The organism is Microvirga massiliensis, assembly GCF_001006805.1.
GTDB lineage: Bacteria > Pseudomonadota > Alphaproteobacteria > Rhizobiales > Beijerinckiaceae > Microvirga > Microvirga massiliensis.
The window spans coordinates 187,005-203,739 of sequence record NZ_LN811361.1 but is presented as its reverse complement, the minus strand read 5'-3'; the positions used below and the strand labels follow the sequence as shown (position 1 = coordinate 203,739).

The 16,735-nt window shown below is 63.4% G+C and carries 6 protein-coding genes; 1 reads left to right on the top strand and 5 read right to left on the bottom strand.

Annotated elements, in window-relative coordinates:
- The first annotated feature begins 21 nt into the window (after positions 1–21).
- Entirely contained in the window at positions 22–579 is a 558-nt protein-coding gene (locus tag BN1233_RS30515; protein ID WP_046867520.1) for a sugar O-acetyltransferase, read from the top strand.
- Positions 580–1,050: 471 nt separating this feature from the next.
- Here BN1233_RS30515 and glgB read toward each other — a convergent pair whose 3' ends face one another.
- From glgB to treZ, 5 genes are all read right to left on the bottom strand, one after another.
- Positions 1,051–3,309, bottom strand: coding sequence for a 1,4-alpha-glucan branching protein GlgB (gene glgB, locus BN1233_RS30510; RefSeq protein WP_082145737.1), 2,259 nt, complete (start codon positions 3,307–3,309; stop codon positions 1,051–1,053).
- Positions 3,306–6,578, bottom strand: a complete 3,273-nt coding sequence (treS, locus tag BN1233_RS30505) for a maltose alpha-D-glucosyltransferase (RefSeq protein WP_046867420.1) — start codon at positions 6,576–6,578, stop codon at positions 3,306–3,308. The genes glgB and treS overlap by 4 nt, the downstream gene beginning before the upstream one ends.
- A gap of 94 nt (positions 6,579–6,672) precedes the next feature.
- Entirely contained in the window at positions 6,673–10,026 is a 3,354-nt protein-coding gene (locus BN1233_RS30500) for a maltotransferase domain-containing protein (RefSeq protein WP_052763985.1), read from the bottom strand.
- Positions 10,023–14,915: a malto-oligosyltrehalose synthase gene (locus tag BN1233_RS30495; protein WP_046867419.1), complete on the bottom strand. Its 4,893-nt coding sequence runs from the start codon at positions 14,913–14,915 to the stop codon at positions 10,023–10,025. The genes BN1233_RS30500 and BN1233_RS30495 overlap by 4 nt, the downstream gene beginning before the upstream one ends.
- On the bottom strand, positions 14,912–16,729 hold the full coding sequence (treZ, locus tag BN1233_RS30490) for a malto-oligosyltrehalose trehalohydrolase (protein WP_046867418.1): 1,818 nt from the start codon (positions 16,727–16,729) through the stop codon (positions 14,912–14,914). Before treZ ends, BN1233_RS30495 begins: the two co-directional genes overlap by 4 nt.
- Positions 16,730–16,735 lie beyond the last annotated feature (6 nt).

Sequence of the window (16,735 nt, the reverse complement as noted above, 5' to 3'; positions counted from 1 at the left end):
ACCCGCTTCGAGGAGTGCACGATGAAGACAGAGCATCAGAAGATGCTGGCCGGAGAGCTGTACGACCCGATGGATCCCGAGCTGGTTGCGGCGCGGGAGCATGCACGAGATCTCTGCCAGGCGCTGAACGCCACACGCGAAGCCGAGCAGGAGGAGCGGCGACGAATCCTATGTGAATTGTTTGGCGCGGGTGGGGACTCGGTGTGGATGCAGCCACCCTTCTTCTGCGACTACGGCTCGAATATCGAGCTGGGCGAGCGGGTGTTCTTCAACTTCAACTGCGTTGTGCTGGACGTCTGCCAAGTGAGCATCGGCAGCTTCACTCTCTTTGGTCCGGCCGTGCAGGTCTACACGCCCATGCACCCGTTCAACGCCGAACTGCGCCGACGAGAGGAGTTCGGTAAGCCGGTGGAGATCGGATCGGACGTGTGGGTAGGCGGCGGGGCGATCATTCTGCCCGGTGTGCGGATCGGATCGCGGGCCGTGATCGGGGCCGGGAGCGTGGTGACGCGGGACATTCCGGAGGGCGTGTTTGCCGCAGGCAACCCATGCCGCGTGATCCGCGAGATCACCGAATAAGCGGCGGCGTCTCGGAACGCCGTGTTCCGGCTACTCCATCAGGACATGCCTGTCCTTGCGAGGTGGAGGCGAGGCGAACCATCCGTGGGCGGGTAGATTGCTTCACTTCGTTCGCAATGACGACGAGGGCGTAAGAGCGCGAGGTGCGGGGCCGGAACCGGAGTAGCGCCGGACCCACTGCCGTCATGGCGAGCCGCAGGCGCCGAGGCACAGTCCGTCCCGCCGCACCTCCGTCCTTGCGAGCCACCGCAGTCATCCAGCCCGTCACGGATCCACACCCGTCCTTGCGAGCCGGAGGCGAAGCAATCTACCCGTCGACGAATGCGCTCCTGGATTGCGTCGCCCCACTCGCGATGACGAATGGAACTGCAGGGTGTGCTGCGCCTGCCGCTTGCGATGGCGGCAGCGGGACCGGGTATCCGTTGCCTGATCTGACGCCGCCTTAAGGACCAGACACACGCCACGGATGCCTCAAGCCTCGTATACGAGGATGAGTGTCGCGAGGGGCGGGAGTGTCAGGCAGACCGAGCATGGCAGGCCGTGACTCGGGGCGGCTTCGGACTGAACGCCTCCCCGATTGCCGACATTGCTGCCGGCGTAATGGCTCGCGTCGGTGTTCAGCGCTTCACGATAGAAGCCGGGGCGCGGCACGCCGATGCGATAACCTTCCCGTGGGACCGGGGTGAAGTTCGACACCACGATCGCAATCTCCGACTCGTCGTCCCCATGTCGCGAGAAGGCGAGAACGCTGTTCTCTGCGTCATCGGCGACAAGCCAGCGGAAGCCACTCGCTTCCGAGTCGCGAGCGTGAAGAGCAGGATACGTGGCGTAGAGCCGGTTGAGATCGCGGATGAGATTCTGCACACCGCGATGGAATGGGCTCTCGAGCAGGTGCCAGTCGAGGCTGGTATCATGATTCCACTCGCGCTCCTGCGCGATCTCGCCGCCCATGAACAGGAGCTTCTTGCCCGGGTGGCCCCACATGAAACCGAAATAGGCGCGCAAATTGGCGAAGCGTTGCCACTGATCGCCGGGCATCTTGCCGAGGAGCGAGCCTTTTCCGTGGACGACCTCGTCATGACTCAGCGGCAGGATGAAGTTTTCCGTGAAGGCATAGAGAAGGCCGAAGGTCAGATCATGGTGGTGGTAGCGGCGGTGGATCGGCTCCTTGCTGATGTACCGCAGGGTGTCGTGCATCCAGCCCATGTTCCACTTGAAGCCGAAGCCCAACCCGCCCGTATAGGTCGGGTGTGAGACTCCGGGCCATGCCGTCGATTCCTCGGCGATCGTCATCGAGCCTGGGGCGACGCCATAAGTCGTCTCGTTGAGGCGTCGCAGAAAGTCGATCGCCTCGAGATTCTCGTTGCCTCCGTAGCGGTTCGGAACCCATTCCCCAGGCTGCCGCGAGTAATCGAGATAGAGCATCGATGCGACGGCGTCGACGCGCAAGCCGTCGAGGTGGTAGCGCTCGAGCCAGAATCGCGCATTCGAGACCAGGAACGCGGCAACCTCGGAGCGCCCATAATTGTAGATGTAGGTTCCCCAGTCGTGGTGATAGCCCTGGCGCGGATCGGCGTGCTCGTAGAGATGCGTGCCGTCGAACGAGCCTAGGCCATGCGGATCATTCGGGAAATGAGCGGGCACCCAGTCGAGAATGATGCCGATTCCGGCCTCATGTGCGGCTTCCACGAAGTAGGCGAAGTCTTCCGGACTTCCGAAGCGGCTCGTCGGCGCAAAGAGCGAGACGGGCTGATACCCCCAGGAGCCGTCGAACGGAAATTCCGTAATCGGCAGGAGCTCGATGTGCGTGAAGCCGAGATCCCGCACATACGGGATCAGTCGCGCCGCGAGCTCACGATAAGTCAGGTAGCGATCGCCTTCTTCCGGAACGCGCGCCCAGGAACCGAGATGGCACTCGTAGATCGCGATCGGACTCTTGCGCGGATCCCGTGTGCCGCGATTCGTCATCCATTTCTCGTCGCGCCAGCCGGGCTCCGGTAGGCCGTGAAGTACCGATGCCGTCGCAGGAGGACGCTCGGCCGCGAAGGCGACCGGGTCTGCACGCTGCGGCAGGAGGTGGCCATGCGCTCCTGCAATCTCGAATTTGTAACGAAGGCCGGGATTGAGCTCGGGCAGAAACAACTCCCAGATGCCCGCGCTGTGGCGCAGGCGCATCGGATACACGCGACCGTCCCAATTATTGAAATCTCCGACGACGCTGACCCGCCGTGCATTCGGGGCCCACACTGTGAAGAGGAATCCCTCGACCTCTCCGACGCGCCTCCGGTGCGCTCCGAGAAGGCGGTAATGGGCATCGCTGCCGACGTCCCGGATTTTTCCGAGATCCTCCTCGGCGAGGATCCTGCCGAAGGAATACGGGTCCCAGCGGATGACTTCGCCGTGCGGGGTTTCGATCCGGAGCCGGTAATAGGGCCGTTCCGCGGAGTCGAGTCGTGCAATGAAGAATCCGGCATCGTGCCGACGTTCGGCCTGCGCGAGCATACGCGATCGATCATGGGCCTCGATCGTGACCGAGCGCGCCGTAGGGAGGAAGGTGCGGATCTCCCATTTCCCGGGCCCCACCTCATGCGGTCCGAGGAGGGCGAAAGGATCCGGGTGCCTGGCTTCCAGCAGCGCAGCGACGGCCGAATTCGTCACGGCTGGTTCCCACGCTGCTTCACGCGTAGGATCTTGCCTTGCAGCGTGAGCGGTTCCGGATCGCTGGGTCATGACGCGCTCCGTTCCTGATCGAGAATGGAGAGAACACCCTGAATGGGGATATCGATCCAGTCCGGCCGATGGCCGGCTTCGTAATTGATCTCGTAGAGAGCCTTGCCGAGAAGATGCAGATCGAGGAGGTTCCAGCGCGAGCGTTCGTCCGCTGTCCAGATGGGCGTGCCCTCGGCAACTTCGCGATAGGACTCGAGAAAAGCCGTCCTCGAGAGCTGGTGGGCCGCGCGGGCAATCTCATAGAGACGATCCGTTTCGCGAGATGCGAAATGAAGATCCACGTCGCGCGCCGCGGTTTCTGCGACATAGGCAAACGATCGCAGCATACCTGCCACATCGCGCAGCGGTGAACCCTTGGCACGCCGCTCCTCGACGGGGCGCGACGGCTCGCCCTCAAAATCCACGATCATGACGTCATTCTGGACGATCAGAACCTGGCCGAGGTGATAGTCACCATGGATTCGAGTCTTCACAGCCCCGTCCGGCGCCTCGACGCACCGGTCGATAAGGCTCCAGCATTCCTCGCGACGCTCGAGGAGAGCTTCCATTGCCTCTCGTGCTGGCCCCTCCGCTTGCCGCGCGAGGCGAGCAACGGCCGCAAAGGCTCTCTCGCCCTGGCGGCGGGCATCGTTCGCGGCCGCGCGCACATCGTCCATCGTCATGGGTTCGAGAGAGAAGGCGGGGTCGTTCGTGGGCGTCGCGAAGGCGAGATGGAGTTCGGCAGTCCGGCGGCCAAGGGTCCGCACCGTCTGGAGGAGACTTGCCAGGGCGTCCTCGACCTGGATCGTTTCCTGCGCTGGGATGAGCGCGATCGTGTCGAGTTCCCGCTTGAGCTGATCGAGGAGCCAGCTCCACGCGTCGCCCTGGTTGCGCAGAAAACGCTGAACGATTGCGAGGGCTGTCGGAGAGCCGTCCGGAGCGATGTATTCGACGGTCCCGAGAAGAGGGGGCGTGTTTGCAAACCCGGCAACCTCCGTCAGGAAACGGGCAACTTCCACCTCCGGATGCGGGCCGCTCTGCAACCGGCGGTAGAGTTTGAGCAGCATATGCTCGCCAACGGCAATCGACGTGTTGCTCTGTTCTGCGGAGAGACGCTTGACCTCGCCCGGGCCGACGTCGGCGTATTCGGCCAGTGTTGCGGCCGGCTTGAAGGAAATCTGCCCGCCTGCGCGCGTCGGGATGGTGCTGGAGCTGCGGATCGCCTCGATGACCGAAAGGGCAAAATCCGCCGAGGATCCAGCACTGTACAGCAATCCGATGCGCGGCCCTCGGCGGACCCGCGCAACGGCGTAGGGTAGCAGGTCGTCCGGCTCGCCGCGCTCCTCGATCGCAAGCGGGATCGAATAAACCTGATGCTCGCCATTCGGCAGTTCGACGCGGACGAGCGGCAGCAGAAATCCATTCGCGCCGACACGGTTCGGCAGCGCCGCCTCATCGAGCACTGCGGTTCGCTTAGGCACCGCTCCGCCGCCTCCGAACCAACGCTGCGTTGCGATGAAACGCGGCGCCATCGTTGTCTCGAAGGCGGTCTTCTCCCGGCCATGCAGAATGGTCTCGAATCCACCGGTCATCACCAGGGTAAAGAGTTCCGGCGAGGTCTGCTGCGCCGGCACTGTCTTCTCGGCGGCCGCAGCAGTGAGATTGAACCAATAGAAGCCGTAAGCCGGCAGAGTCAGGAGATATGGAAGTTCACCAATGCGTGGGAAGGTCGTCCCACCTGTCATCTCCACAGGGATCTGCCCCTTGTGATCGGACAGATCGAGTTCCACGGCCTGGGGTGAACGCGAGAGATTGGCGACGCAGAGGATGCACTCTTCCTCGTTGCCCCTGATATAGGCAAAGACCTTGCGATTCGATGGATACAGAAAGCGCAGGCTGCCGCGGCCGAAGACCTTGTGACTGCGCCTGATCGCGATCATGCGCTTGGTCCAGTTCAGGAGGCTGCCGGCGTTCCTCAGCTGAGCCTCGACATTGACCGAGTCGAAGCCATAGATTGCGTCCTGGATGGCGGGCAGGAAGAGCCTCGCGGGGTCGGCCCTGCTAAAACCACCATTGCGGTCCGGCGACCACTGCATCGGGGTTCGGACGCCGTCCCTGTCTCCAAGGTAGATGTTGTCGCCCATTCCGATCTCGTCGCCGTAGTACAGAACGGGCGTGCCCGGCATCGAAAGCAGCAGCGAGTTCAGCAGCTCGATCTTGCGGCGATCATTGTCGAGGAGCGGCGCAAGTCGTCTCCGGATCCCGAGATTGATCCGCGCCCGGCGATCGGTCGCGTAGAAGGACCAGAGATAATCGCGTTCCTTGTCGGTCACCATCTCGAGCGTGAGCTCGTCATGGTTGCGCAGGAAGATCGCCCACTGGCATCCTTCCGGGATCTCCGGCGTCTGCCGCATGATGTCGGTGATCGGATGACGGTCCTCCTGCGCGATGGCCATATACATGCGCGGCATGAGGGGGAAGTGAAACGCCATGTGGCATTCGTCGCCGTTTCCGAAATAGGGCGCGGTCTCCTCGGGCCACTGGTTGGCTTCAGCAAGTAGCATGCGATCCGGATAGCCAGTATCGAGGGCTGCACGGATCTTCTTGATGACCTCGTGCGTTTCCGGCAGGTTCTCGCAATTCGTCCCTTCGCGTTCGATCAGATACGGAATGGCGTCGAGACGAAGGCCGTCCACGCCCATGTCGAGCCAGTAGCGCATCACGTCGAGCACGGCTTCGAGCACGCGAGGATGGTCGAAGTTGAGGTCCGGCTGATGCGAGTAGAACCTGTGCCAGTAGTAGGCGTGCGCCACCGGATCCCAGGACCAGTTCGACGTTTCCGTGTCGAGGAAGATGATCCGTGTATCCTTATAGCGCTGGTCGGTATCCGACCACACATAGAAATTGCGCGCTGCCGAACCCGGCTTGGCCTGCCGCGCGCGCTGGAACCAGGGATGCTGATCCGAGGTGTGATTGATGACGAGCTCGGTAACGACGCGCAGGCCGCGATCATGCGCCTCCCGCACGAACCGGCGGAAATCGCGCATCGTCCCGTAGGAGGGGTTGATTCCCCGGTAATCGGAGATGTCGTAACCGTCGTCTCGCAGCGGCGAGGGATAGAACGGCATGACCCAGATCGCCGAGACGCCGAGATCCTTGACGTAGTCCAGCTTGCGCGTGAGTCCCTCGAAGTCCCCGACTCCGTCATCGTTCGAGTCGAAGAACGATTTGACGTGCACCTGGTAGATGATGGCGTCGCGGTACCACTGTGTATCGTTGCGGTCGATCATCGTCTCAAATCGCGCTGTTGTTCCGACGGCTTGCGGCGAACGTCATATCGCGTTGCGCTTCCGCGGCCGGGCTGGTGTCGGTCATCATTGCAAGTTACGTCCCGTTTCCGGGCGGGATCAGGCGCCAGATCACGACGGGACGCTGCTCGGGGTCCAGCGCGATGCGGTGGGTCTTACCACGGAGCGTGAGGCGCCCGCCCGCCAAAAGGTCCTCCGCATCGATCGAGCCGTGGTCGGGAAGGCCGAATTCCCAAAGCGGCACCTCGTATGTGCATTCCTGGCGGTTATGAGGATCGAGGTTGACGAGGGCGAGGATGCAATTGTCTTTCTCCTTCGTCATGCGCGCATAGGCGAGGATCTGGTCGTTCCAGGCATTGAGGAAGAGGATATTGCGGAAGTCCCAGAGGGCAGGATTCTCGCGGCGGATCCTGTTCAGTCGGCGGATGTGATCCGCGATGTTTCCGGGGCGGTCGTAATCCCACGCCTTCAACTCGTATTTCTCGGAGTCGAGATACTCCTCCTTGCCGGGGATCGGCGTGCCTTCGCACAGCTCGAAGCCGTTGTAGATGCCATAGACGCTGGATAACGTGGCCGCGAGCGTGCCGCGCACCACGAAGCCTGCCCGCCCGCTCGTCTGGAGATAGCGCGGATTGATGTCCGGCGTATTGGCGAAGAAATTGGGGCGGTAATATTCACTCATGGGCGAGTGGGCGAGCTCGGTCATGTATTCCATGAGCTCGTGCTTGGTGTTCCGCCACGTGAAGTAGGTATAGGATTGCTGGAATCCGATCTTCGCCAGCTTCCTCATCATCTTCGGGCGCGTGAACGCCTCGGCGAGGAAGATCACGTCGGGGTGCCGGCTGTTGACGTCCGCGATCATCCATTCCCAGAACGGGATCGGTTTCGTGTGCGGATTGTCGACCCGAAAAATCTTGACCCCCTGTGATACCCAGAACAGCACGACGTCGCGCAATTCGATCCAGAGGGACGGCAAGGAGTCGCCATAGAAGTGGACGTTGACGATGTCCTCGTATTTCTTGGGCGGATTCTCGGCGAACTTGATCGTTCCGTCGGGGCGCCAGTCGAACCATTCCGGATGCTCCTTGATCCAGGGGTGATCCGGCGAGCACTGGATGGCAAAATCGAGCGCGATCTCGAGGCCATATTCATGGGCCGCGGCGACGAGGCGCTGGAAGTCGGCGATCGTTCCGAGCTCGGGATGAACGGCTTGGTGTCCACCCGCCTCAGAGCCGATCGCGTAGACACTGCCCGGATCTCCCGGCTTTGGCGTGAGGGTATTGTTGCGGCCCTTGCGGTTCGTTTGCCCGATCGGGTGGATCGGCGTGAAGTAGAGGACGTCGAAGCCGAGATCCTTGATCAAAGGCAGGCGGGCAATGACGTCATCGAAAGTACCGTGCCGGTTCGGGTCCCCGGATTGCGAGCGCGGGAAGATCTCGTACCAGGCCGAGAACCGGGCAGCCAGGCGATCAGCCACGACCTCGCGGGACTCGCTCCGAGAAAGATTCTGCCGCTCCGCGTTGCGATCGATGAGCTCGAAATTCGCCTCGTCGAGCATGAGGGCGAGTTGCTCCTCCGAGCCCTCCGGCTTGCTTCGCAACTGGTCGAGAAGCGCGGCAAGCGCCTTCGCGTCGGGTCCTTGCGCCAGGGATGCCGCTTCCTCAATGATCCGGACCCCCTCGATCGTCTCGAGGCGGACATTCTGGCCGGCAGCCCGCTTCTTGGTGATCTCGTCGAACCAGGATCCGAACGGGTCCCGCCAAGCCTCGATCACATACTGGTAGCGAGTGTTGCGCTCGAGTGGAAAGGAGCCGCTCCACCGGTCGTTGTCGACGAAATGCATTGGTGCGCTGCGCCACTCGAGCTCTCCGACACCGCGATAGGCGACAGCCGCATCGATCTTATCGTGCCCGTCCGAGAAGATATCGGCCCATACCTCGAGAGTCTCGCCGACCACCCGCTTGACGGCTGCGCGGCCGTTGTCGATCTCGGGCCAGATATTCTCGATCACGACTCTCCCGGCGCCATCCGGCTGGCGAGGGCGGGACCGTGGTTTTGCCGGAACTGCGCGCCTGGCCAGGAAAATGCGCACATCGTGCGGCTCGAGCGTCACGGGCGAGCCCGAAGCGAATTCGAGCGGGGTACGATCGGGTGTCCGATCCTCGAATGCTCCGAACAGGCCGCCCGTCCGGCTGATCAGATGTGCGGGCTCGATCTCCAGAACGGAGGACGTCGGATTAGCAAGCACGAGGGTCGCCGATTGGGCTCCTTCCACATGGCCTGAATCGAGACGCAGCAGGGCCACGAGACGAGAATCCTGCGCGGTGAGCGCCCATTGTGCGCCCTCACGGTTGAGGGGCACGAGTTCCGCACGCCGCGCATTGACGGCGCCGATGAAATCGGAGATGTCGGTCCCGGTCATCTCCCGGTCGCCCGGCGTCGTGTTCACCACATGCAAAGAGCGTCGGTAACCCCATTCGTAGCCGATCGGCATGAGAACGCCGCTCGAGAAGAACGCGGCCAGCGCATAGCGCGCCTTCAAGGCGTCTGCGATTGCGTCCGGATCATCGCTCAGGGCCGCCGCAGCGCGCGGCATATCGTGGTTCTCCGGAAACGCGATTGACGGCGCGATCGTGCGTAACTGCTCGTATTGAGCGAGCGCCCACGGCTTGTGGAGGTCCCACCACGCGAAGCTGTTGAACAGGAAATCGAAGCCCGCGCCGGCCGTCGCCTTTGCTTCGTCGAGTGTGCAGCCCAATGTTTCGGCAACGAAGCTGCACTCCGGATCCCGCTTCTTGGCGGCCGAAATCAAGCCACGCCAAATCCGTGGCGGGACCTTGTAGGCAGCATCGCACCGAAATCCCTTGACGCCGAGTTGCTGCAGACGGCCGACATACCCGTCCCAATAGGCGAGCAACTCGTCGGATACAGACGGATTCTCGAGGTCGAGTTCCGCAAGATCCTCCCAGACCGTGCGGATCGTCGGATCGTCGGGATCCACGGCGAACGGGCTGAGCAACCGCCCCGAGCTGTCGCGCAGGTACAGATCTGGACGGTCGCGCGCGAGATCCGCGTCCTGGGAAGTATGATTGATGACGAGATCCGTCATCACCTTGAGGCGTTGGGACGATGCGGCTTCGACAAAGCGCCGGATCTGCGACTCGTCGTCCTCCTCGCCCGGATCCCGGAAACGCTGATCGAGGCGAAATGGGTTCTTGATCGCGTACAGACTCTGCGAGGCTCCAGTCTCGTGGAACGGATTGAGGTATACCCAGTCGAAATTCATCCGCGCGATGCGCGGGAGTTCCGCAATCCATGCTGAGACCGAGCCGACGAGCAGCGGAAACAGGTTGTAGATGCGCGGTCCTGGCTCGTTCCGTGCGGGCTCGACCTGCTGGGCCGCAATCGCCCTCGTCTCCAGCTTGTTCATGTCATCGCCCTCAGAACTGAAAACGGAAGCTTCGAGAAGAGTTCCGTCACTGCAATGCCGTTCCCGTGAATCTCGTGATGGTCGCCGGTTATGATATCGCGCCATTGCTCTTTCGGAAGAGGCAGGCTGGTCTGCGCGAATATAGGAGCGACGGAAGCAGCCTCCTCCGCAATGGCGCCGACGAGGCGCGGAACCGTCACGGCAAGCTGCTCGTCGCCGCAAGTCCTGACGAATGAAAGGACATTCCGCGCCCTGGGGCCCTGAGCCCTGATGGGGCGGTAGTCGCCGTTTGCATAGAGCGCGGGAGATTCCGCTCGATCCGCGAGGAGCGCTGTCAGGGTGGACTGCTTGATTCGCGCGTCCGGCCAGGATGCAAAAAGGTCACCGGGTGCTCCCGAGGATCCCAGGCTTCGTATGCGTGCCTCGTAGTCGACGGGCCGCCTGTTGTCGGGATCCACGAAGGACAGGTCCCAGAACTCCGTGCCCTGATAAAGATCGGGCACGCCCGGCAACGTGCACTTCAGGATGGATCGCGAGAGGCTGGCCAGCATACCCGCGAAAGCTAGGCGGCGTGCCAGCGGTTTGAATGCGACCAGGAATTTCGCCCCGGGATGCAGAAGCCCGCGCACGAGGCGGAGGCTTGCCGTCTCGTAACCCTCGTCCTGGTGAACCCAGCTGGTGTGGCGCTTTGATTCTCGCAGTGCCTTGATGATGAATTCCTCGACGCGCTCGCGAAAGGCCGCAATCGCATCGTCACGGGTGTCGTCTCCAAGAAGCTCGACCGGCCAGGCGCCGAGGATCGCCTGCAGGAGGAGATACTGGTCGTTCGCGTCCGGCACATCGTCGCCGTCACTTGAAAGCAGAGGGTGAGCGATCTGCTTCCAGCGCTCGATAGCCTCATCCCACGCGTCCGGCATCTCGGACAGCGCATTGAGGCGCGTCCTCGCATCTTCGCCCCGCTTTGTGTCGTGCGTCGAGGTTGCGATCATCGCATGCGGCCAAGCCGTCTCTCGCTCGAGGTTGAAGCGGTGGAATTCGTCGAGCCTGACGCCGAAATGGTCCGGGTGGCCGCCGACTTCGTTCAGGGAGAGCAGACGCACGTAGCGGTAGAACAGCGTGTCCTCGAGGCTCTTGGCCATGACGGGACCGGTCAGTTGCTGAAAGCGCCGGCGGAATTCGTCTATGAGCTCTGGTTTCGTGATGCGGGCCTCGCTCTCCAGGTTTCCGAGGACGGCCGTCATGATGAAATCGTGCACCGTGCGGTCCGGAAGGCTGCTCGTCCGTTTCGCCGCAGCAACGGTCTCCTCGATCAGCATCCGGTCCTCGGGCGCCGGCTCCGCGTCCGTCAGGTAGCTTCGATAGACCGGGAAACGAGCAATAATCTCGACGAGTGCGCGCCGGATCGCCAGTTGCGTGTAATCGCGCGTGCGTCGATCGGCATCGGCGAGGCGTTTCAGGTCGGAGACGAGCACTTCGAGCTCGCTGGCGAAGCTCGCTTCGAGAAGCTCGGCCTTGGTGTGATGCAGCAGCGCGCTGTAGCTTTCGTCGAGTCCGGTAAAGCCGCGATAGATCTGATCGAAGCGTTCGGCCGCGGTAGCGTCGACGAAAACACCGTCGAGAACGTTCAAGGCCTCGTAGCCCGTCGTTCCCGCGATGGGCCAATTCCGGAGGCTTTCGCCCGGGCCGAGGATCTTCTCCACGACGATGTAGAAGCCCGGACCGACCTCGCTCTGCAGAGCACGAACGTAGCCCTCTGGATCGGCCAGACCATCGATATGGTCGATTCGCAACCCCTGGACCCGTCCTTCGCGCACCAGCCGGAAGATCAGCTCGTGGGAGCGGACGAAGATGTCTGGATCCTCGATGCGAATGCCGGCAAGGGAATTGATATCGAAGAAGCGGCGATAGTTGATGTCGCTTGCGGCAACACGCCAATAGGCCAGCCGGTAGGATTGCGCCTCCAGGATCCGGTGCAAAGTCCCGAAGCTTTCGGGATGTCCGACGGCTCCGTTCACGAGGGAAAGGGCCCGCTCGATGCCTTGGCGGACGGCCGGCGAACTGCGGGCGGCCTCCGCGATCCGCTCCTTCAAGGCCGCGCATTCCAGCGGGAAGGCAGCCCGCCGCTCTGCCGAGGCCTCCTCGTCCATGGCGCGCAACCGTTCGCTGATCGCCATGAGTTCCGAACGGGCGCTGCCCACGTCGTCGGCCATCGCCGCGAGGGCTCGGTCGAGCACGATCGGGTAGCTCAGGGGGCAGATCGGAAAGCGGTGCTCCCAATGCCAGACGCTGAAGCTCCCTTCATCCGGGTCGAACGTGAGACGGAGTTCCCCCTCTTCGAGGGCCTCGCCATAGCGGTCGCCGAGGAACGGGACGATCAGATTGTGGTTCGCCCCGAGGCGCTCCCAGTCGATATCGAACGCATCGCCGTGGGGCGAGAGCTCGCCCCATTCGAGGACGGAGAGCCACCAGGCATTGTCGGAGCCCCCGATGCCCATGTGATTCGGGACAATGTCGAGAACGAGCCCGAGCCCATGCTCCCGGAGGCGATCGGTCAGGCGCCGGAATCCTTCCTCTCCCCCGAGCTCCGGGTTGATCAGGCTGTGGTCGACGATGTCGTAGCCGTGCTGCGATCCGGGTCGCGCGGCCTGGATAGGAGAGGCATAGAGATGGCTGATCCCGAGGCGGGCGAGATACGGCACGATTCGTGCCGCATCGTCGAAAGTGAACTGCTCGTGGAACTGCAGACGATAGGTTGCCCGCGGGGGCGGTGACGCCAGCGCACCCGGTCGGGGAGCTTCTCCGCGGCCCTCGGATGCGAGAGCAGCGGCGAGCTTGGCGAGTTCGGCGCCCGGCGCCAGGATGGATTCGAGATCCGCCCCAAGCTTGCGCTGCCAGTTCGGGTATTTCTCATCGAGGCCGGGCAGGTTCGCTTGGTTGAGCTCGCCCGCCGCATCCTCCCATTGCATCCCGACGAGCACCGAAGGCGTTCGTGTGAGATACCGCATCATGGCCTCGAGAGGAGGCTCATCCGATCGATCAGGCGGAGGTGTCAGTCCCTCCGCGGCGAGAGCTGCCCGGAAATGGTCGAGATCACTGCTCCGGCCGGCACGCTCCGCTTCTGCCCGAGCTTGGTCATAGGTCCCGAGGGTCTGCCGCAGATCGATATCGAGGCCTCTCCACCAGCCCTTGAAGGTCGGGAGATCGTGGGTCGTGAACACGGCGAGCGCAGACCGCGGATAGTCTCGCGGCCGCTTGAAGCGACCGTCTTCCTCGCGCTCGAACCAGAGAACGCGATAGCTCAGGACGCCCGAGGCCATGATGGCTTCAGAAAAGCCCTCGGGGGCCGTCCCGAGATCCTCCGCGATCACGAGGCTTCGCGCGCGGTGGCTTTCCACGCGCAGGACAGCCAGCATCGCTTCGAACGGGTAGGCGACATAAGCGCCCTCCGTGGCCGGCGCATCTGAGGGGATGACGAACAGCCGCTGCAGCTGGAAGGCATGGTCGATACGGATAGCGCCGGCATGGCGCATGTTTGCCGCCACGAGCGCGCGGAACGCGGCGAGCCCCTGCGCTTCGAGCGTCAGAGGGTTCAGAGGCGGCAGGCCCCATTTCTGGCCGAATGGGCCGAACGGATCCGGCGGTGCTCCCGCCGAAAGGCTCGGCGCGAAGCGGTCGGGATGCGACCAGATCTCCGATCCGCCGGCATCCGCCCCAACAGCGAGATCGCGGTAGAGGCCGATCTCCATCCCTGCTGCGCGCGCTCGTTCCGCCACGTCGCCGAGTTGCCGGTCGGCGAGCCACTGGAGCCAGCTGTGAAACGCGACGCGCTCGGCATGCGTCTCGCGGAACGCGCGCACCTCCGGCGCGTCGGCCCGCTTGAAGTCGTCCGGCCAGTCTCCGACCCACCATCGGCCTTCCTGGCGAAAATGCTCGGACAGAGCTTCGAAGGTTGCATGGGACCGGAGCGCTTCGCCTCCGCGCCTGCGGAATGCAGTGAAGTCCGGATCCATGCCGGTCTTCTGGAAGAAGGCCCAGAGCGCATCGAGAAGGCGGCGCTTGAGTTCCCAGACGCCGGCATGATCGACGAGCGGCGTTTCACGAAGCGCGGCGAGCCTGTCTTTCCAGTCGGAGTCGTTCAGGAGGTCGGCGCCGCCGCTCTCGAGGAATCCGTCGACCGTGGTCGGATCGATGAACAGCGTTTCGAGGAACAGGCGCGAGGAGGGCGAGTAGGGCGAGATCTTGCTGCGATCCGCGGCGAAGAGCGCATGGACCGGGCTGAGCCCGAGGAAGGAAGCCCCGAGGGCTGCAGTACCGGCAGCCGCTTCGGCGACGTCACTGTAATCGCCGATTCCGAGGTCGTGCGAGGAGCGCAGGGAATAGACCTGGGCAGTCGTCCCCCAGAGGCGTGCGCCCTCACGGAAGGTCGCGGGCTCCCAGCAACGGCGCGGGGCGGCAATCAGGGTGGTTTCCCCACTGAGCCCGCCGACATTGATCCGCAAGCGGTGATAGCCGGCGGGCAGCGCGGAGATCTGAACCACCGGGCCCTGTTCCGTGGCCTGCAGGATCGACCGGCCCTCACGGTTGGTGCCGCTCTCCTCGGTGATGCGCCAAGTCGCGGCGTCCCCCTGCGCTCCGCGCACCGGGATGCGGGCAGGCCGATGGGCCAGGATCGGCGTGACGGGGGCAACCAGTCCGTGCTTCGTTTCTTCGAGCCGGGCGAGCGTGCGCCGGGCAGCCTCGGGAGAGCCGACCTCGAGCCCGAACCCGGCGAGGATTGCTGCCTGTGTGGACAGGGAAGTCTCGACGGTCCGCCCCGCCAGATCGCGATAATCTGCTGCTATGCCGACGAGCGCGGCTGCGCGGCGGATCAGATCGCTGTGCTCATTCATCCCGCAGTCCCTTTGGCGAACAGCCCGGCCCAGGATGGCAGCGAGACGCTCTCGTCGCGCACGATACCCGGGCTCTGCCAGATCAGATGGAGGCTCTCGTCAAGCTGAACTTCGGCCCCTGCATCGCTGAAATTCGCGAGCAGGCGGAGTGTTCCTCCATCGAACTGCCAGACGACGTCGAGCACACCCGGTTCCGGCTCCCGATAGGCCGCTCCGCGGAAGCGGGTCAGCGTCAGAGGCACGATCTCGCGCTGCCGTATCGCGAGGAGGGTGCGGGTCTCGGCGAGGGCACCGGCATGAGGCTCCAGCGTGGCCTCGGACCAGTCGAGGCATGACTGGCGAAGGCTGTCCTCTCGTGTGGGGTCGGGAATCTCCCGGACTTCGCCGTGCTCGCCGAACGACCTGAAGGCCGCGAATTCCCGCCGTCGTCCTTCTCGTACCGCTTTGGCGAGGGGCTCGTCGTCGGAGAAATCGACGAAGAAGAGGAACGGTGTCGAGGAGGCCCATTCCTCGCCCATGAAGATGAGCGGAATCTGCGGTGCAAGGAGCAAGCCCGCTCTTGCCAGGGAAAGACGCTCGGGCGGGGTCAGTGACGTGAGCCGATCTCCGTAGGCGCGGTTGCCGATCTGATCGTGGTTCTGGAGAAACGAAATGAAGGCCGATGGCGGGAGATGCTTCGAGGGCTCACCGCGAGGCTCGCCCTGCCGATGGGCGGAGCCCTCTCCCTGGTATACGAAACCTTCGGCGAGGGCGCGGCCGAGGCGCTCGAGGAGACGAACCGCATAATCGACGTAATAGCCATCCGACTCGCCGGTCAGGAGCGTGTGCCAGCAATGGTGCAGGTCGTCGTTCCATTGCGCGGTATAGAGCTTCGGACGGTGATCGCGCCCACGCTCGAGCCAGCGCGCTTCATTCGCATCGTTCTCGAGCACGAGGTGGATCTCGCGATCCGGAAAGGCATTTCGCGCCCGTGTTGCAATCTCTCCGAGAATGTGGGTTTCGCTGTCGTCCAGAATGGCATGGACTGCATCGAGGCGCAGACCGTCGATGTGGTATTCCTCAAGCCAGTACAGCGCATTATGCACGAAGAAGTCGCGGACGGTGCGCCCATTGGTGCCATCGAAATTGATGCCCGCACCCCAAGGCGTCTGGTGGCGATCCGTGAAGAACTTCTCCGCGTAAGCGTGAAGGTAGTTTCCGGACGGTCCGAAATGATTGTAGACGACGTCGAGGAAGACCATCATGCCGATCACATGCGCGCGGTCGATGAGGCGCTTGAGGTCGTCGGGCGCGCCGTAGGCGGCATCCGGCGCAAAGGGAAGTACGCCGTCGTAACCCCATCCGCGGCGCCCCGGGAAATCGGCGATCGGCATGAACTCGATAGCCGTGATCCCGGTTTCCTTCAGCGCATCGAGCTTGCCCGTCAGCGCTGCGAAGGTTCCTTCCCGGGTGACGGTTCCGACATGGAGCTCGTAGAGAACCGTCTCCTCCCACGGGCGGCCCTTCCAGCCCGCATCGGACCAGTCGTAGGCACGAGGGTCGATGACCTGGCTCAGGCCGTGGACGTCGTCCGGTTGCCAGCGTGATGCCGGATCCGGCACGACGAGCTTGCCATCGATTCGGAATCCATAGCGGCTGCCGGCACGCGCGCTCGGCGCGACGAACTCACGCCAGCCGCCCTGCGCCTCGGGCATGGGTATTTCTGCACCGTCGAGAAGGAGCGAGACGTCCTGGGCGGTCGGGGCCCAGAGGGCGAAGCGAGTGCCGCCGGCCGTCATCTCTGCTCCGAAGGGCATTGCATGAGCACGCCGCATAGGCCT

Coding starts and splice junctions, on each gene's coding strand:
- BN1233_RS30515 (WP_046867520.1), top strand. CDS start 22: ATGAAGACAGAGCATCAGAAGATGCTGGCCGGAGAGCTGTACGACCCG.
- treS (WP_046867420.1), bottom strand. CDS start 6,578: ATGATCGACCGCAACGATACACAGTGGTACCGCGACGCCATCATCTAC.
- BN1233_RS30500 (WP_052763985.1), bottom strand. CDS start 10,026: ATGAACAAGCTGGAGACGAGGGCGATTGCGGCCCAGCAGGTCGAGCCC.
- treZ (WP_046867418.1), bottom strand. CDS start 16,729: ATGCGGCGTGCTCATGCAATGCCCTTCGGAGCAGAGATGACGGCCGGC.
- glgB (WP_082145737.1), bottom strand. CDS start 3,309: ATGACCCAGCGATCCGGAACCGCTCACGCTGCAAGGCAAGATCCTACG.
- BN1233_RS30495 (WP_046867419.1), bottom strand. CDS start 14,915: ATGAATGAGCACAGCGATCTGATCCGCCGCGCAGCCGCGCTCGTCGGC.